The sequence below is a fragment of the Limnohabitans sp. 2KL-3 genome (assembly GCF_001269405.1).
In the GTDB taxonomy this organism is placed as follows: domain Bacteria; phylum Pseudomonadota; class Gammaproteobacteria; order Burkholderiales; family Burkholderiaceae_C; genus Limnohabitans_A.
The window spans coordinates 35,152-51,417 of sequence record NZ_CXON01000016.1; the positions used below are offsets into that span (position 1 = coordinate 35,152).

At 61.3% G+C, this 16,266-nt stretch carries 18 protein-coding genes; 9 read left to right on the forward strand and 9 right to left on the reverse strand.

The genetic code is table 11. The features are described 5' to 3' along the window. Window positions 1-34 precede the first annotated feature (34 nt). From pncB to AMM41_RS16605, 8 genes are all read right to left on the reverse strand, one after another. Complete coding sequence (gene pncB, locus AMM41_RS16575) at window positions 35-1,219, reverse strand: nicotinate phosphoribosyltransferase (RefSeq protein ID WP_089961596.1); 1,185 nt, start codon at window positions 1,217-1,219, stop codon at window positions 35-37. Between the two features lie 78 nt (window positions 1,220-1,297). Further along, window positions 1,298-1,948, reverse strand: a complete 651-nt coding sequence (locus AMM41_RS16580; RefSeq protein ID WP_089961600.1) for an ABC transporter ATP-binding protein — start codon at window positions 1,946-1,948, stop codon at window positions 1,298-1,300. Continuing rightward, entirely contained in the window at window positions 1,935-2,756 is an 822-nt protein-coding gene (locus tag AMM41_RS16585) for an ABC transporter ATP-binding protein (protein WP_089961604.1), read from the reverse strand. Before AMM41_RS16585 ends, AMM41_RS16580 begins: the two co-directional genes overlap by 14 nt. Further along, complete coding sequence (locus AMM41_RS16590) at window positions 2,753-4,354, reverse strand: ABC transporter permease (RefSeq protein ID WP_228769325.1); 1,602 nt, start codon at window positions 4,352-4,354, stop codon at window positions 2,753-2,755. The genes AMM41_RS16585 and AMM41_RS16590 overlap by 4 nt, the downstream gene beginning before the upstream one ends. Next, window positions 4,355-4,621, reverse strand: coding sequence for an ABC transporter permease subunit (locus tag AMM41_RS22300; protein WP_228769326.1), 267 nt, complete (start codon window positions 4,619-4,621; stop codon window positions 4,355-4,357). 41 nt (window positions 4,622-4,662) lie between these two features. Next, window positions 4,663-5,400: a nitroreductase gene (locus AMM41_RS16595; RefSeq protein WP_089961607.1), complete on the reverse strand. Its 738-nt coding sequence runs from the start codon at window positions 5,398-5,400 to the stop codon at window positions 4,663-4,665. Continuing rightward, window positions 5,397-5,849 carry an acyl-CoA thioesterase gene (locus tag AMM41_RS16600; RefSeq protein WP_089961610.1) on the reverse strand — a complete coding sequence of 151 codons (453 nt, stop codon included), beginning with the start codon at window positions 5,847-5,849 and terminating at the stop codon, window positions 5,397-5,399. The genes AMM41_RS16595 and AMM41_RS16600 overlap by 4 nt, the downstream gene beginning before the upstream one ends. Continuing rightward, on the reverse strand, window positions 5,846-6,775 hold the full coding sequence (locus AMM41_RS16605) for a histone deacetylase family protein (protein ID WP_089961613.1): 930 nt from the start codon (window positions 6,773-6,775) through the stop codon (window positions 5,846-5,848). The genes AMM41_RS16600 and AMM41_RS16605 overlap by 4 nt, the downstream gene beginning before the upstream one ends. Before the next feature lie 186 nt (window positions 6,776-6,961). Between AMM41_RS16605 and AMM41_RS16610 the strand changes: the two genes are divergently transcribed. Next, window positions 6,962-7,495 (forward strand): phasin family protein, encoded by a 534-nt coding sequence (locus AMM41_RS16610; protein ID WP_089961617.1) that lies wholly within the window; start codon window positions 6,962-6,964, stop codon window positions 7,493-7,495. 187 nt (window positions 7,496-7,682) lie between these two features. Here AMM41_RS16610 and AMM41_RS16615 read toward each other — a convergent pair whose 3' ends face one another. Continuing rightward, window positions 7,683-8,522 (reverse strand): patatin-like phospholipase family protein, encoded by an 840-nt coding sequence (locus AMM41_RS16615; protein ID WP_228769329.1) that lies wholly within the window; start codon window positions 8,520-8,522, stop codon window positions 7,683-7,685. Window positions 8,523-8,753: 231 nt separating this feature from the next. Between AMM41_RS16615 and AMM41_RS16620 the strand changes: the two genes are divergently transcribed. The 8 genes from AMM41_RS16620 to hemP all read left to right on the forward strand — a co-directional run bounded on the left by AMM41_RS16620 (window position 8,754) and on the right by hemP (window position 16,255). Next, the gene (locus tag AMM41_RS16620) at window positions 8,754-9,740 is read left to right on the forward strand and encodes an extracellular solute-binding protein (protein WP_089961833.1); all 987 of its coding nucleotides are present in this window, start codon (window positions 8,754-8,756) and stop codon (window positions 9,738-9,740) included. Between the two features lie 147 nt (window positions 9,741-9,887). After that, the gene (locus tag AMM41_RS16625) at window positions 9,888-12,197 is read left to right on the forward strand and encodes a TonB-dependent receptor (protein ID WP_089961836.1); all 2,310 of its coding nucleotides are present in this window, start codon (window positions 9,888-9,890) and stop codon (window positions 12,195-12,197) included. Between the two features lie 13 nt (window positions 12,198-12,210). Beyond that, the gene (locus tag AMM41_RS16630; RefSeq protein WP_089961624.1) at window positions 12,211-12,900 is read left to right on the forward strand and encodes a Fe2+-dependent dioxygenase; all 690 of its coding nucleotides are present in this window, start codon (window positions 12,211-12,213) and stop codon (window positions 12,898-12,900) included. 46 nt (window positions 12,901-12,946) lie between these two features. Continuing rightward, on the forward strand, window positions 12,947-14,005 hold the full coding sequence (locus tag AMM41_RS16635; RefSeq protein WP_089961628.1) for an alpha-hydroxy acid oxidase: 1,059 nt from the start codon (window positions 12,947-12,949) through the stop codon (window positions 14,003-14,005). Window positions 14,006-14,094: 89 nt separating this feature from the next. Then, complete coding sequence (locus AMM41_RS16640) at window positions 14,095-14,790, forward strand: energy transducer TonB (protein WP_089961838.1); 696 nt, start codon at window positions 14,095-14,097, stop codon at window positions 14,788-14,790. Window positions 14,791-14,853: 63 nt separating this feature from the next. Continuing rightward, on the forward strand, window positions 14,854-15,582 hold the full coding sequence (locus tag AMM41_RS16645; protein WP_089961631.1) for a MotA/TolQ/ExbB proton channel family protein: 729 nt from the start codon (window positions 14,854-14,856) through the stop codon (window positions 15,580-15,582). A 29-nt stretch (window positions 15,583-15,611) separates the two neighbouring features. Next, entirely contained in the window at window positions 15,612-16,025 is a 414-nt protein-coding gene (locus AMM41_RS16650) for an ExbD/TolR family protein (RefSeq protein ID WP_089961635.1), read from the forward strand. Further along, window positions 16,022-16,255 (forward strand): hemin uptake protein HemP, encoded by a 234-nt coding sequence (gene hemP / locus AMM41_RS16655; RefSeq protein ID WP_089961639.1) that lies wholly within the window; start codon window positions 16,022-16,024, stop codon window positions 16,253-16,255. The genes AMM41_RS16650 and hemP overlap by 4 nt, the downstream gene beginning before the upstream one ends. The last annotated feature ends 11 nt before the right edge of the window (window positions 16,256-16,266 follow it).

Consider the following 16,266-nt stretch of genomic DNA (forward strand, 5'->3'; position numbering starts at 1 on the left):
TTGGTGCGCTATGTTAACGGCCTGCGAGTGTCGGTCAGTTGATGGGGTTGATCTCGAACACTTGGCGCAAATAGGCCAAATACTTTTCGTCGTCACACATGCCTTTGCCCGGTGAATCCGACAATTTGGCCACAGGCTGACCGTTACAACGGGTCATTTTGATGACAATTTGCAGAGGTTCATAGCCCAGATCGTTGGTCAGGTTGGTGCCCACGCCAAAAGCGAGTTGGCACCGTCCTCTGAATTGCTCAAACAATTCGATGGTTCGGGGAATGGTCAAGCCATCGCTGTAAATCAGTGTCTTGGTTTTAGGGTCGACCCGGTTTTGCTGGTAGTGCGCAATCATGCGCTCGCCCCAGCTGAACGGGTCACCACTGTCATGGCGAGCACCATCAAACAACTTGCAAAAATACAAATCAAAATCGCGCAAAAAAGCGTTAAACCCATACACATCGCTCAGGGCAATGCCCAGATCACCCCGGTACTCTTTGGCCCATGACTCAAAAGCAAAGACTTGGCTGTCTCGCAAGCGTGGACCCAGCGCCTGTGCGGCTTGCAGGTATTCATGGGCCATGGTGCCCAAGGGCGTCATTTTGAGCAGGTAAGCGTAGTAGACATTGCTGGTGCCCGCAAATTGCCCATCGGGCCCAGTGCCCAAACGGGCTGCCATGACACGCAAAACCTCTTCGTGCCAAGCGCGAGAAAAGCGGCGACGGGTGCCGTAGTCGGCGATCTTGAGCGTCTCCAGACCCGGTGCATGCAGTTGGTTGATCTTCGTCTCCAAACGGCGTCGACCCTCCATCAGGTCAGGCACCTTTTGGGTGTTGCGAAAATAGACCTCGTTGACGATGGCCAGCACGGGAATTTCAAACAAGATGGTGTGCAGCCAAGGCCCACGAATCGAGACATCGATCTCACCCGAAGGCAGGGGCAAGACCTCGATGTATTTTTCATTGAGTTTGAACAGGGCCAAAAAATCGACAAAGTCGCTTTTGATGAACCGCAGCGACCGGAGGTATTGAAGCTCAGCCTCCTTGAAGCTCAAGCTGCACAAGGAACAGATTTCTTGCCGAATTTCATCGACATACAAAGCCAAAGGCACGCCCGGGTTGCGGCACTTGAACTTGTATTCGACCTGCGCCCCCGGAAACTGGTGCAGCACGACCTGCATCATGGTGAATTTGTACAGGTCGGTGTCAAGCAGGCTGGTGATGATCATGGTGTGTTGTCTCTGGCAGCTGATGCCGCTCCTTGTGGTGGGGCAGTGTAAAGGATGCCCTGCCCCGTCAAGCGGGGCTCATGCCGCCGAGTCGATGCGCCCGCTGGTCAGCACCAGCACCCGCTGCGCGTGCCGGGCCAGGATGTTGTTCTGCTCGGCCACCAGCATGGCCACGCCTTCGCGGGCCAGTTGAAGCAGCGCCTCTCGCATGGCCGCCACCAACACTGGGGCGATGCCCTCACAAGGCTCGTCCAGCAGCAAAAGGCGCGGGCCGGTCATCAGGGTGCGGGCCAGCGCCAGCATTTGTTGCTCGCCCCCGCTCATTTGGCTGGCCGGGCGGTGCAGCATGGTTTGCAGCTGGGGAAACAAAGCCATCACGCGCTCAAAGCGCTGTGCGGGCGTGGCTTGAGCGCTTGAACCCGAGGGTGCGGCGATCCAGAGGTTTTCTTTCACGGACAAGCCGGTGAACAAGCGCCGGTCCTCGGCCACAAAACCCAAGCCTGCCCGGGCGCGCCGGTGCGCAGGCCAGGTTTGGATGGGTTCGTTTTGCCAGGTGATGCGGCCTTGTGCCCGGGGGCCAATGCCGATCAGGCTTTGCAGCAGGGTGGATTTGCCCGCGCCGTTCAGGCCCTGAATGACGACCAGCTCGCCCTCGCCCACCGACAAACTCACGTCGAACAAGGCCTGGGCTTGGCCATACCAGGCGTTCAGGCCTTCAACCTTGAGCATCGCGCAGGCCTTTCACGTCGAAGTCGAGCCCCAGGTAGCGCTCGCGCACCTGCGGGTCTTGCGCCACCGCTTCGGGCAGGCCGTCGGCCACCAGGCGGCCTTGCATCAGCACCAGCACCCTGTCTGCCACGCCGAATACGGCGTCCATGTTGTGCTCGGTGTAGAGCACCGTCACGCCTTGCGAGGCCACCTGGCGGACCAACGCCATCATGTCGGCCCGCTCGGCAAGCGCCAGCCCGGCAGCAGGTTCGTCCAGCAGCAGCAATGACGGGGCTGAGTGTGCACCTTGGTCTGCCCCGGAGCCAGGCACCGCGTCCGGCAAGCCCGCCAGCGCCATGGCCAGCTCCAGGCGTTTTTTCGCGCCATAAGGCAAATCGGCCACGGTGGCTTGGGCCTGGGCTTTCAAGCCCGCTTGCGCGGCCAGGCGCAGCGCCCGCTCGGGTTGACGGCGGTCCAGCCGGTCCCACCAGGCCAGTGGCGCTGCACCGCGCAGCACCAATTGAATGTTTTGCAGCACCGTGAGCGCCTCAAAGGTTTGCGCCACCTGGAAGGTGCGGGCCACGCCCAGGCGCTGGCGCTCTGCGGGCGGTTTGCCCAAAAGCGACTGGCCTTGCCACAGCACCTCACCCGCGGTGGGCACCTGCTGGCCAGCCAAGCAGGCAAAACAGGTCGACTTGCCCGCGCCGTTGGGGCCGATCAGGGCCACACACTGGCCTGCGGGCACTTCAAAATCCACACCGTCCAGCGCCCGCACACCGCCAAAATGCTTGGCCAGACCGCTGACCTGCAAAACTGTTCCACGGCTCATGTGCGGCTCCTCTTGGAAGCAAAGCGGGCCAACAGCATCTGCAGCCCACCCAGCACGCCACTGGGGGCCAGCACCATCACGAGCATGATCACCAGGCCCAACACCCCGCGCCAATAATCCAGGCCCTGCCCCAGCTCGGCCCCGCCCCACACCAAGAGCGCACTGCCCACGGCCGAGCCCCACAGCTGGTGCACCCCGCCTAACAAAATAACCAGCAAAGCGTCTACCGACATGGCCACCGAGGCCACCGATGGAAACACCGCCCCTTTGAATGCCGCCCACAAGCCCCCAGCCAAACCCGCCAAAGTGGCACTGCCGACAAACACCTGGTAGCGCAAAACCTGCACCGGCAAACCGCTGGCCGCTGCGCGCAGCGGCGCATCGCGCACAGCCTGCAAAGCCGCACCTCGGCTGGAGCGGGCCACGCGTGCCATGCCGACGATGGCCAACAGCATGAAGACGCACAGCGCGGCGTCCCACAGCGCACGCGACTCGGGGGCGATCAAACGCAGGCCGATCAGGCCGTTGTCGCCCCCCGTGAGCCCCACCCATTGCGTGGCCCCCGCCCAAATCATTTGCGCCAGCGCCAGCGACAGCATGGCCAGGTACACACCGCTGCTGCGCACCACCAAGGCGCCAAAGGCCAAGGCCACTGCCAGGGCCAGCGCCATGCCAGCGGCCAAAGCGGCAAACAAACCCGCGCCCCAGTGCAGGTGCGTCAACGCCGCGCCATAAGCACCCAGCGCAAAAAACGCCGCATGGCCAAAGCTCACCAGACCGCCCAAAGCCATCATCCACTGCGGGCTCAGGCCAAACAGCATCATCACCATCACGTCTTCGGCCAGGCTGCGGCCATAATCGCCCTGCCCCCAAGCCAGCAGCGTCAAGCCCACAAACACAGCCACAAACACAGCCCGGCCCCAGCCCGCTACAGGCCACAGCGCAAACACCGGCACGCTTTCGCGTTGCTCGGCATGGGCGGCCGACCCGGCCAGACCCTGAGGCCGCCAAACCAGCACCACGGCCATGGTCAAAAACACCAGCACCAAAGTCGCTTGCGGGATAAAGCTCAGGCCCAGCGCATGGATCACGCCAATCAGCACCGCCGCCACAAAAGCCCCGCCAATGCTGCCCAAGCCCCCGGTGACCACCACCACAAAGGTCTCGACCACCACGTTCACGTCCATCTGCAAATGCGCGGGCTCGCGCGGCAATTGCAGCGCCCCGGCCAAGCCCGCCAAGCCGCAGCCCAGCATCACCACGCCCAGCATGAGCGGCGCGGGGTTGACGCCCATTGCAGCCAGCATGTCGCGGTCTTGTGTGGCGGCTTTCACGCGCTGGCCCCACAGCGTGCGGGTGAGCAAGAGGTGCAGGCCCAGCCAGACCAGCGGGCCCAACACCAAGGTGAAGAGTTGCCAATTCGGGAAATACGACTCGGCCAGCTGAATCGCGCCCTTGAGGCCCGGAAAACGGGGTGCAAACACCTCTTCCGGCCCAAAGTACCAGCGCATCGCATCGTGCAGCGCCAGCGTCAGCCCAAAGGTGGCCACCAGTTGGTAAAGCTGCGGCGCATGGCGCATGCGCTTGAGCCAAAGCACCTAGGTCACGGCCCCCATCAAGGCGGACACACACGCCCCCATCAAAATGACCGCGCCATAACCCCAAGCGCTGCCCGCCATGTCGGGCCACCAGTTCGTCACCGCGTGCGCCGACCACAAAGCGCCCAGCATGAAGAAGCTGCCATGCGCGAAATTGACGATCCGGGTGACGCCAAAAATCAGCGTCAACCCGGAGGCCATCAAAAACAAGGTGGTGGCGTGGCTCAGGCCATTGAGCAGCTGCAGCGCCAGTGCTTCGAATCCCAAACCAGGCCCTTGTCTTTAAAAAAACGCGTTGAGATAAAAAGTCAGTCCACCCAATGGGTGAAGTCTTGGGCCGGCACGCGGGTGGTCTGGAAGGTGTTGACCAAAGCCGACTCGTCGGCATAGCCCAGCGACATGCCGCAGACCACCATTTCGTTCTCACCCGCGCCGACCAGCGGCAAGATGATTTTGGAAAAACCGTTCCACGCCGCTTGCGGGCAGGTGTGCAGGCCACGCGAGCGGGCGGCCACCATGATGCTTTGCAAGAACATGCCGTAGTCGAGCAAGCTGCCCCGGCCCATGACTTTGTCGATGGTGAAGATCAGGCCCACGGGCGCATCAAAAAAGCGGAAGTTCTTTTGGTGCTGGGCGTGCATCATGCCCTTGTCGCCCTTGCCAATGCCCAGCACGCCATACAGGCCAAAACCGCATTCGCGGCGGCGGTCGATGTAGGGGCTGACCCATTTTTCAGGGTAATAGTCATAAGACTCAGCGTAGTCAGCGGCCAGGGCCGGGTTGGCGCTGATGGCGTCATGCGCCGCGCAGGTCTTGGCCACCAGCTCGTCGCGCTTGGCACCCTGCAGCACGTAAACCTTCCAGGGCTGGGTGTTGGTGCCGCTGGGCGAGCGTGCCGCAACGCTCAGCACCTCTTGCAAAACGCTGCGATCCACCGCTTGGGGCAAATAAGCGCGGGCGGAAAAGCGGCTCAAAATGGCCGCGTCCACGCTGGCGGGGTCGTTCACGCGGGTGCTGACCTGGGGGCCGATAGGGGAAATGCTCATGTCAATGTCTCCAGAAATGTTTTGAGTGCGGTCGGCAAGGGCACGGGGCGGCGGGTTTCGCGGTCCACGTACACATGCACAAAATGGCCCCGGGCGGCGGTTAACTCTTCGCCTTGGGCAAACAGGCCCACCTCGTAGCGCACGCTCGAGGTGCCCAGCTTGGCCACGCGGATGCCCGCGTCAACGGTTTGCGGAAAGGCCAACGGCGCGAAGTAAAAACACTGGGTTTCCACCACCAGGCCAATGGTTGAGCCCGCGTGGATGTCGAGCACGCCGCGCTCGATCAGCGTGGCGTTCACGGCGGTGTCGAACCAGCTGTAATACACCACGTTGTTCACATGGCCGTACACGTCGTTGTCCATCCAGCGGGTGCTGATGGCGCGAAACGCTTTGTAGCTGCTGCGGGCGTCGGCTTGGGGTTTGGTGATGGGTGAAACGGGGGTGTTCATCGCCCGAGATTGTGCCAGCGTTGCCAGTAGCTCAAAGCCACATCCCAAGTTTGCATTTGCACCTGCACCGTAGTCTCGATGTCGTGACCGTAGCCGCCGCCCATGCACAGCACCACCGGTAGCCTGCGCTGCCAAGCCCAGTCCATCACTACCCGGTCGCGCGCCTGCATGCCGTCCATCGTCAATTTGAGGCGGCCCAATCGGTCGCCCTCGTGCGGGTCGGCGCCCGCCAGATAAATGACCAGATCTGGATCGAACCGGTCTTGAAGGGATTGCAGGGCCTGGTGCAAGGCCTCCAAGTAGGGCTCGTCGGTGCAGCCGTCTGGCAGGCCCACGTCCAGGTCGCTCGGCTCCTTGCGAAACGGAAAGTTCTTTTCGCCGTGCAGCGACAGCGTGAACACACTCGGGTCGCTTGCAAAAATATGCGCCGTGCCATTGCCCTGGTGCACGTCCAAATCGATCACCGCCACCTTCATCTGTTGGCGGTGGTGCCGCCAGGCCTCGGCCTGCATCAGGCGGGCCGTCACCGCAATGTCGTTGAACACACAAAAGCCCCCGCCCTTGTGTGCATAGGCATGGTGCGTGCCGCCCGCCAGGTTGCCCGCCACGCCCTGGGCCAAGGCATCGCGGGCGGCAGCCACCGTGGCCCCGACCGAGCGACGGGCCCGCTCGGCCATGGCCGGGCTCCAGGGAAAACCGATTTCGCGCTGCAAAGCCGCCTCGAGGCTGCCCGTGGCCACGCCCTGGATGTAGGTGGGTGTGTGCACCAGCGCCAGCTCACCGTCGCTCGCGGCCGGGGCCTCGCACATGCGCACGCCGGGCAGGTCGTGTGTGAGCCGGTCGCGCAAGCGGCTGTACTTACGCATGGGAAATCGGTGGCCTTCGGGCAGCGGCAAGACAAAGTGGTCGGCGTAGTAAGCGTGCATGGTTTGATTTTGAACAAATCGATTCTAGATAACCCTCTCTAAACTGAGCCACGAGAGGGCCCATGGCCTTGCATTGGCCCGTAGAAACCCTAAAATTCAAACCATGCTGCACTGCAACAAAGTTGTACGGCCCCGGCCAGTTACGGCGCAGTCTTCTTGAAACCAAACTTATCTCTGGAGCTCCTCATGATGACACCCGAACAAATCGTCGCCTCACACAAAGCCAACGTTGAAACCCTGTTTGGTTTGACCGCCAAAGCCTTCGAAGGCGTTGAAAAGCTGGTGGAATTGAACCTGAGCGCAGCCAAGGCCGCCTTGGACGAGTCAGCCAACAACACACAAGCCGCCCTGAGCGTGAAAGACGCTCAAGAACTCGTGGCCATGCAAGCCAACCTGTTCCAGCCTTTGGCCGAAAAAACAGCCGCTTACAGCCGTCACCTGTATGACATCGCTTCTGGCACCGGTGGCGAGTTCACCAAAGCCTTCGAATCACAAACGGCTGCCGCTCAAAAGCAGTTTGCCACTTTGGTGGACACTGCCGCTCAAAACGCCCCAGCCGGCTCCGAGCAAGCCGTGGCCATGATGAAGGGTGCCGTGACCGCTGCCAGCACCGCCTTTGAATCGGTTCAAAAAGCGGTCAAACAAGCCACCGATTTGGCTGAATCCAATTTGGCTTCTGTGACCCAGTCAGCGGCCCCTAAAGCAGCCAAGAAAAAGTAATTTCTGATACCGGGCAGCCCTGCCAAAGGACTGCCACACACATTGCAAGTTGTCTCCTCGGATCTCTTTGAATTTCATCTGGGAAACAGGGATCCCTTTGAGGGCTGATCGCAAGATCAGCCCTTTTTTTATGGGCGCATCATGCCCCCATCGACACAGGCAGTGCTCGGGCTGCGGGGCGCTCAGATCATCGACCGGCTTCAAATGCAGCCAAGCGTTGCTTTAAACCCGGGAGTGCCTCACGCATGGCCACTCGACCGGCTTCAATCGACCTCATGCGTGCCCCAAAATCAGCACTTTTGACGCCAGACAAGGCTGGCCGAACCACAAAATCAGCCTCTTTCAAAGCCCAGGTGTTGATGCTTTGGCCCATGATCGTGAACGTCTGCATCAAAATCTGGAAAGTATCCGAGGCTGGATTGCCCATGGGATCACTGGATATGTCCACCGCCAGCACAAAATTCGCCCCCAATTCACGCGCCTGCCGCACAGGAACCGGTGACACCAATCCACCGTCCACATACTCCCTGTCACCAAAACGCACAGGCTGAAACACACCGGGCACAGCGCTGGATGCGCGAACAGCCGCCCCGGTATTGCCGCGACGGAAAGTGATCGCCTGCCCGTTGCCCAAATCGGTGGCCACCACCCCGAGTGGAATTTTCATTTGCTCCAGCGTTCGCCCTCCCACTTGGGTGTTCACATATTTGGCCAAAGCTTCTCCACGCAATGCACCCCGGTTCAAGATGGGCAGCATCCAGTCGGTGATTTCGGCTTCTTGCATGCTTTCCGCCACCCGCACAAGTTCAACGGGTGTTTTGCCGCTCGCATAAAGCGCAGCCACCAGGCTGCCTGCAGATGTGCCCGTGACATAACTCGGACGCAAACCCGCCTCCTCCAGCACCTGAATCACGCCCACATGGGCAAAACCCCGAGCGGCCCCTCCACCCAAAGCCAAGCCCAAGCGCAATTCTCTCGGCTCTACTTTGGTCTGGTCGCGACCCGCTTCCGTCTGGGGACCTTGCACCACACTGCTGCACGCGACCAACAGACCAAACCCAATGCACAAGCACAGTCTTCGCCCAAACGTGATCAGCCTTTTAATCTTTACCTCTGACATCCTTGAATTCCTCAAATCTTATTGATAACCATTCGCATTTAGGATAAACTCGACCATCAGCACCCATTGAAAGTCAAGTTCGTGAAACTGTCCAAATCTCTCCTGAGCTTCGCCTGCCTGTGGGCATCCACCTCGGCCATGGCGCAAGACAAAGTATTGAACATTTACTCGGCCCGTCACTACCCCACCGATGAAGTCATGTACAGCGACTTCACCAAAACCACGGGCATCAAGATCAACCGGGTCGATGCCGACGATGCCGGTATTCTCGCCCGACTCAAGGCCGAGGGCGCAGCCTCGCCGTCCGACGTGATTTTGCTGGTGGACGCGGCCCGCTTGTGGCGTGCCGAGGTCGATGGCCTGTTTTTGCCCATCAAGTCGGCCAAACTCGAAGAAGCCATTCCCGCCAATTTGCGCGCCAAACCCGCCGACAACGGTGGCACGGCGTGGTTTGGCCTGTCCACACGGGCTCGTGTGATCGTGTACGACAAGCTCAAGTTCAGCAAAAGCGATGTGGACAGCTACGAGAAGCTGGCCAACACCAAGCTCAAGGGCAGTTTGTGCATCCGCAGCGGCTCACACCCCTACAACCTGAGCCTGTTTGGGGCCATGACCGAGCACCTGGGTCCTGCCAAAACCGAGGTCTGGCTCAAAGGTCTGGTGGACAACATGGCCCGCAGCCCCAAAGGCGGTGACACCGACCAGATCAAAGGCGTGGCCTCAGGCGAATGCGGCGTGGCCGTCACCAACACCTATTACCTGGCCCGCATGATGCGGTCAAGCAACGCGGCCGACAAAGCCGTGACCGAAAAAATCGGTGTGGTCTTCCCCAACCAAAGCAGCTGGGGCACCCACATGAACGTGGCCGGTGGCGCTGTGGCCCGCCATGCCAAAAACACCGACAACGCGGTCAAGTTCCTGGAATACCTGGCCAGCCCCTCGGCGCAAAACCACTTTGCCAACGGCAACAACGAGTGGCCCGCGGCCAAAGGCGTGAGCTTTGACAATCCGGCCCTCAAGGCCATGACGGGCGGCAACTTCAAAAGCGAATTGCTCCCGATCAGCGCCGTGGGCATGAACCAAATCAAGGTGCAGCAAATGTTGGACCGGGTTGGCTTCAAGTAAGGCATCACCCGGTGGTCGCCGTGGGCGACCCACTTTGTCTCCATCAGCTAGCCATTCACACCGGACACCCGGATGGTGATAGCCAGCCATTGAACTTGTCGGCAAACCCGTTTTGCCTTTTTCACCCCATCAATGACTCGCATCACCATGACTCAAAGACACGATCACGTCCAAAACACCCTGCCACCGGCCAAATTGCTGCCGCTGGCCGCCATCATGCTGGCGGGTTCGCTCTCAGCCGCGCCTGCTGCCATGGCCCAAAACAAGCCTGAAGAGAGCACCCTCAAAACGGTGACCGTCAAGGACAAGGCCGAAACAGACATCGCCGAAGGCAAGAACAGCATTCGGACCACCGAAACCCGCATCGGCAAAGGCAAACAAGCACTGCGCGACATTCCGCAATCGGTGACCGTGGTGACCGAAAAACTGATGGATGACCGCAACCTGGACACCTTCAAAGAAGCGTTGAAAAACACCGCAGGCATCAGCTTTCTGGCAGCCGAAGGGGGTGAAGAAGACATCCGTTTGCGCGGCTTTTCCTTGCAGGCCACGGGCGATGTGTTTGTTGACGGCGTGCGCGACCCGGCTTTTTATGAGCGCGACACCTTCAGCCTGGACCGCCTGGAAGTGCTGCGCGGCTCCGCCTCCATGCTGTTTGGCCGTGGCTCCACGGGCGGCGCGGTCAACCAGGTCAGCAAAACACCCCGCTTGATGGATGAAAACCAAGTGGACTTGACCTTGGGCTCGCACCAACATGTGCGGCTGGTGGGCGATTTCAACAAGCAAACGGGTGAGAGCGCCGCGCTGCGCCTGAACGTGATGAAAACCCAAGCCGACAACAACGGCTCGGGCAGTTCTTTGGACAAAGAAGGCATCGCCGGGGCTTACCGCTGGGGCATTGGCGAGAAGGACGAGTTCCAACTTGGCTTGTACCACCTGAACAACAACAATGGCATGAACTATGGTTTGCCCTGGATTCGCCCAAGCACCTCCGCCTCCCCGCTGGAGTCCACCGTCTTGCCGCTGGACCCCAAGGCCTATTACGGCGCAGCCAGCGACTACAACGCGGGCAGCGCCACACATTTAACGGCCAGTCACACACACCGATTCTCGGCCGACAGTGAACTCAAAACGCAAATCCGCAAGGGGCGATACGAACGCGATCAGCGCGCTGGCACTGTGCGGTTTGCCAATGCCGCCAGCCAGCCAGACAGGCAAGCGGTCAGTTTGGCCACCTTCGGCCCCAACACGGTCATCAACCGGGGTAACAACCTGAAGATTCAGGACATGGACACGCTGCATGTGCAAAGTGATTTCAGCAAGAAGTTCCAGGCACTGGGCCTGAAACACGAATTGCTGGCCGGGGTCGACCTGGCCACCGAAGATAAAACTGTGTACGCCGCCCGCACAGCGGGTGCGCAAGGCGGTGTGACCATCACCAAGCCCACCACCACCATTGGCACCCCGAACGATGGGGCCTGGGTGGATGAAAGCACCCGCGTGCTGCGTGTGAACAACCAGTACAGCAGCACCGGCTGGGGGGCCTACCTGCAAGACCTTGTGCAAGTGGCACCGCACTGGAAAGTGCTGGGCGGCTTGCGCTACGACAGCCTGAAAGGTGACTACGACCAATTCGGCAACCCCACGAACGCCACCGACAACGGCACCAAAACCAGTTACCAAATGAGGGTGGGCGAGTGGAGCAAACGCGCAGGCGTGCTGTTCCAGCCGAACGATTTGCAGTCCTTCCATTTGTCTTACGGCACCTCGTTCAACACTTCGGGCGACACCTACTCGCTGGGCGACACCTACTCGCTGGGCGCCTCCAACGTGGACACGCCGCCCGAGCAATCGGAAAACTGGGAGTTGGGGGCCAAGCTCGACTCGGCCGACAAACGCTTCACCACCCGCCTGGCCCTGTTCCGCGCCACCAAGAAAAACGAGCGCAACACCGACCCCTTGTTGCCCGTGGTCACGCTGACGGGCAGCCGTTATGCCTCTGGCCTGGAAATCGATGTGGCCGGTCGCTTGACCCCAAACTGGGAAGTGTTTGGCTCCTTCACCTGGATGCCGGATGCCAAAGTCAGCAAGGCTGCCCCCTGCCCTGCCACAGGCTCATGCAGCCAAAACACCCCCGGCGAACGGGTAGGCGATCGTCCGGCCCTGACCCCGGTGCACAGCGGCAGCGCTTGGACGACATACCAAATCAACAGCCAGTGGCGTGTCGGTGGTGGCCTGACCTTCCGTGGTCGTCAGACACCGACTCGCTCTGAATTTGAAGTGCCATCGTTTGTGGTGGGCGACCTGATGGCCGAATACGCCTACAGCGATGCCCTGAGCTTCAAAGCCAATGTGAGCAACGTCACCAACAAGCTGTATGCCGATCAGTTGTACCCCGGCCACTACATCCCAGGTGCAGGCCGTTTGACGCAAATCACCGCGTCCTACAAATTCTGAGGACGACACCCACATGGTCCGTTTCCTGCCCGAATTGCTCAGCCCGGACACCGTGCGCAGGGCCCGCGACCTGTTGCTGGCCCTGCCCGAATCCGACTGGGCCGACGGGCGGGACAGTGCGGGCCCGCAAGCCCGCACGGTCAAAGACAACCTGCAACTGCCGCACCAACACCCGGCGGCCGTGCAAATTCGCCACTGGGTGCTCGGTGGGTTGGACCAGTCGAGCACCTTCTTTTCAGCGGCCTTGCCTTTGAAGGTGTTCACACCCCGCATCAACCGCTACACGCCTGAATTTCCGCATTACGGCTGGCACATTGACAACGCGATTCGACTGCGTGCCGACGGCCAGCGCGTGCGCTGCGACCTGTCGTGCACCGTCTTTTTGAACGACCCCGATGACTACGAAGGCGGCGAGCTGAGTGCGCAAGACCAAAGCGTGGTGCACCGCGTCAAACTGCCCGCAGGCCATGCCGTGCTGTACCCCGGCAACACCTTGCACGAGGTCACGCCCGTCACACGCGGACAGCGCCTAGCTTGCTTTTTCTGGGTGGAGAGCATGGTGCGCTCAGATGAGCAGCGCCGCATCCTGTTCGATCTGGACATGAACCTGCTCAAGCTGCGTGAACAACACGGCGAAACGCCCGAGACCACGGCTTTGACCGGGGTGTATCACCAGCTGCTTCGCCAGTGGGCCAACACCTGATCTGCTCTTTGAACCCGCAACCCGCAACCCGCAACCCGCACACACCATGACCCAGCCCATCGTCACCCTGCAAGACCACGAACACGCCGCACAAGCGGCGCTGGGCGAGGCGGCTTGGGCCTATTTCAGCGGCGGTGCGGCAGACGAAATCACACTGCGCCACAACGTGGCCGCTTGGCAAAGTCTGCGCTTGTCGCCCCGCGTGTTGCAAGACCTGCGCGGTGGCCACACGCGTTGTCGCTTGCTGGGCCGCGAATGGCCAATGCCCTTGCTGGTGGCCCCCATGGCTTACCAGCGCTGGGCCCATGCCGATGCGGAATCGGGCATGGCTTTGGCCGCCGTTGCGCAAGGCTGCGGCATGGTTCTGTCGCACCAGACCAGCACGCCTTTGCAAGACGTGGCAGCGCTGGTGACCTCAGACGCCGAACGTGGCCCCTTGTGGTTTCAGCTCTACTGGCTGACCGACCGGGGTGCCATGCGCGAGCTGTTGGCACAGGTTGAAGCCGCTGGTTTTGAAGCCCTGGTGCTCACGGTGGACGCCCCGGTACACGGCGTTCGAGACCGCGAACGCCGCCACGGCATGCCTTTGCCCGAAGGCGTGAAAGCCGTGCATTGGCCGACCTCCGACCCCAAAAACAAACCCAGCACAGGCCTGTGCGCTGGCTTGGCCGATGCCGCGCCCACTTGGGCCGATGTGCAGTGGTTTATTGGCCAGACCCGACTGCCCGTGCTGCTCAAGGGCATCACCCACCCGCAAGACGCTGTGCAAGCGCTGAATTTGGGCGCAGCAGGTGTGATCGTCAGCAACCACGGCGGCCGTGTGCTCGACACCTTGCCGGCCACGGCCGAGTTGCTGCCGCGCATCGTGCAAGCCGTTCGCCATCACCACCCTCAGGCGCTGGTGTTGGTCGATGGTGGCATTCGGCGCGGCACCGATGTGTTCAAAGCACTGGCGCTGGGGGCCGATGCCGCGCTGATTGGCCGCCCTGCCCTGTATGGCCTGGCCCATGCGGGCGCCCGCGGTGCAGCGCATGTGCTGCGCCTGATGCGCGACGAGTTCGAGGCCACCATGGCTCTGACGGGTTGCGCGCACCCAAGATATTGACAAAGACCGCTTGTGGCCTCTGCAGCCCGTTTGACGCCCCTTGATTTCCATTGAGCCACTTTATGCAAGCAGCCCATTTAGAAGAACCGATGCATCGACCCAACCGCACGCATCCAAGCCGTACCTGGCGCGTGACCGGTGCGGTGATGCTGGGCCACGTTGGCGTGGCTTACTTGCTCGGCAGCGGTTTATGGACCCGCGTGGTCCCCGCAGGCGCACCCGACAAGGTGATCATGGCCAGCGTGGTCATGGATGCCCCAGCTCCGGCCGCACCCAAGCCTGAACCGGCGAGACCCCAAATACAGGCCAAAACAAAACCCCAACCCGAGCGGCAGCCTCAGGCCAAGCCCGTCAGCCCTCCCGTGCAACCCACGCCTGTGCTGTCACCCACAGCCCCCAGCGATGCCGCGCCCATGGTGCCAAGCCCTGCGCCTGCCCCGGCCACACCAGCCGCACCGCAAGCTGGCAACCAGCGCCCTGCCAACAACGCCACAGCGGCAGCCGTGGTGCTGCCGTCCACCAGCGCCGACTACCTGAACAACCCGGCCCCACCCTACCCGCGCCAGAGCAAACGCTTGGGCGAGCAAGGCACCGTCATCATTCGCGTTTTGATCACGCCCGAGGGCCGCGCCGAAAAGGCCGAAATCCGAACTTCCAGCGGTTACTTGCGCCTGGACGAGACCGCCCTTTCCACCGTGCAGCGTTGGCGCTTTGTGCCCGGCCAACGCAACGGCGCGCCCGAGGCCATGTGGTTCAACGTGCCCATCCGCTTTGTGCTGGACTGATCTGCCCCACCGGCCCAACTGCCCACCATTTTTTTGCCCGATCCCATTCACAGGAGTTTTTTCATGCCCGAATCATTTGGCCTCACACACATCTGGACCCAAGGGGACGCCGTCACCCGTCTGATCCTCATCGCCCTGATCGGCATGTCGGTCACCAGCTGGGTCGTCATCGTGCTCAAGGCGCTGGACGTGTGGAAACACAAACAAAGCGCCTTGAGCAGCGAACAGTTCTGGCACTCCACCAGTCTGGCCGAAGGCTTGGCCGTGCTCAGCCACCGCCCTGACAACATGTTCCACACGCTGGCCCAAGTGGGACAAGAGGCCACAGAACACCACCAGGCGGCACAAAAACAGTTGCATGACCGTCTGGACGTGAGCGACTGGGTCACGCGCAGCCTGCGCAACTGCATTGACGACCACACCAGCCGCCTGCAAAACGGCCTGGCCATCCTGGCGTCGATTGGCTCCACCGCCCCGTTCGTGGGTTTGTTTGGCACCGTCTGGGGCATCTACCACGCGCTGGTAGCCATCGGCGCCACCGGCAACGCCAGCATCGACGCGGTAGCCGGCCCGATTGGCGAAACCCTGATCATGACCGCGCTGGGCCTGGCCGTGGCCATTCCAGCGGTGCTGGGCTACAACGCCCTGGTGCGTGGCAACAAATTCATCATCGCCCGCATGAACCGTTTTGCACATGACCTGCACGCCTATTACGTGACCGGTGCCCGCGTGAGCCCGTCGGCGCAAGCCAATCTCCCTTCCCACCTTGCTGCAGCGCATGTTGGCCACTGAGCAGCTGACCCGCCCACCAGGAAACCCGCATGTCCTTTGAAATCAACGACAACAACGATGACGTGATGAATGAAATCAACATGACGCCCCTGGTGGACGTCATGCTGGTGCTGCTCATCATCTTCATCATCACCATCCCCGTGGTGCAACACGCCGTGAAGGTGGAACTGCCCCGCACCCCCAGCAGCCAAGACAAAACACCGCCCGAGAACTTGCAACTGGCCGTGGACAGCCAGGGCCAGTTCTTTTTAGGCCAAAAGCCTGTAGCGGCTGACGCGCTGGAGGATGCGCTGCGCGAACACGCCACCAAAGACCCGCAACCCCAGCTCTACATCCGGGGCGATAAAAAAGTCGCTTATGAACATGTGGCCCAGGCCATGAGCGCTGCGCAGCGTGCGGGGCTGGCCAAAATAGGTTTTGTGACCGAGGGCCAAAAACCATGACCTTGAAACCGCCTGAGACTGCGCTGACAGACCCCGCCAAATCGACCATCACGCCAGGAACGCCCAGGTCGGTGCCGACTGACACCCGCAGCGCAAGCCAGTCATCCCGTACGCGCACCCTGGACAGCCATGACCTCTTGGGCGAGCAGGCCCTGGTGCTCATTCGCCACTTGGGCGAAATCTATCGCCTGCAAACCACGCGGCAAGGCAAATTGATCTTGACCAAATAAAAACCCGGCAA

Coding starts and splice junctions, on each gene's coding strand:
- pncB (WP_089961596.1), bottom strand. CDS start 1,219: ATGATCATCACCAGCCTGCTTGACACCGACCTGTACAAATTCACCATG.
- AMM41_RS16580 (WP_089961600.1), bottom strand. CDS start 1,948: ATGCTCAAGGTTGAAGGCCTGAACGCCTGGTATGGCCAAGCCCAGGCC.
- AMM41_RS16585 (WP_089961604.1), bottom strand. CDS start 2,756: ATGAGCCGTGGAACAGTTTTGCAGGTCAGCGGTCTGGCCAAGCATTTT.
- AMM41_RS16595 (WP_089961607.1), bottom strand. CDS start 5,400: ATGAGCATTTCCCCTATCGGCCCCCAGGTCAGCACCCGCGTGAACGAC.
- AMM41_RS16600 (WP_089961610.1), bottom strand. CDS start 5,849: ATGAACACCCCCGTTTCACCCATCACCAAACCCCAAGCCGACGCCCGC.
- AMM41_RS16605 (WP_089961613.1), bottom strand. CDS start 6,775: ATGCACGCTTACTACGCCGACCACTTTGTCTTGCCGCTGCCCGAAGGC.
- AMM41_RS16610 (WP_089961617.1), top strand. CDS start 6,962: ATGATGACACCCGAACAAATCGTCGCCTCACACAAAGCCAACGTTGAA.
- AMM41_RS16620 (WP_089961833.1), top strand. CDS start 8,754: ATGGCGCAAGACAAAGTATTGAACATTTACTCGGCCCGTCACTACCCC.
- AMM41_RS16625 (WP_089961836.1), top strand. CDS start 9,888: ATGACTCAAAGACACGATCACGTCCAAAACACCCTGCCACCGGCCAAA.
- AMM41_RS16630 (WP_089961624.1), top strand. CDS start 12,211: ATGGTCCGTTTCCTGCCCGAATTGCTCAGCCCGGACACCGTGCGCAGG.
- AMM41_RS16635 (WP_089961628.1), top strand. CDS start 12,947: ATGACCCAGCCCATCGTCACCCTGCAAGACCACGAACACGCCGCACAA.
- AMM41_RS16640 (WP_089961838.1), top strand. CDS start 14,095: ATGCATCGACCCAACCGCACGCATCCAAGCCGTACCTGGCGCGTGACC.
- AMM41_RS16645 (WP_089961631.1), top strand. CDS start 14,854: ATGCCCGAATCATTTGGCCTCACACACATCTGGACCCAAGGGGACGCC.
- AMM41_RS16650 (WP_089961635.1), top strand. CDS start 15,612: ATGTCCTTTGAAATCAACGACAACAACGATGACGTGATGAATGAAATC.
- hemP (WP_089961639.1), top strand. CDS start 16,022: ATGACCTTGAAACCGCCTGAGACTGCGCTGACAGACCCCGCCAAATCG.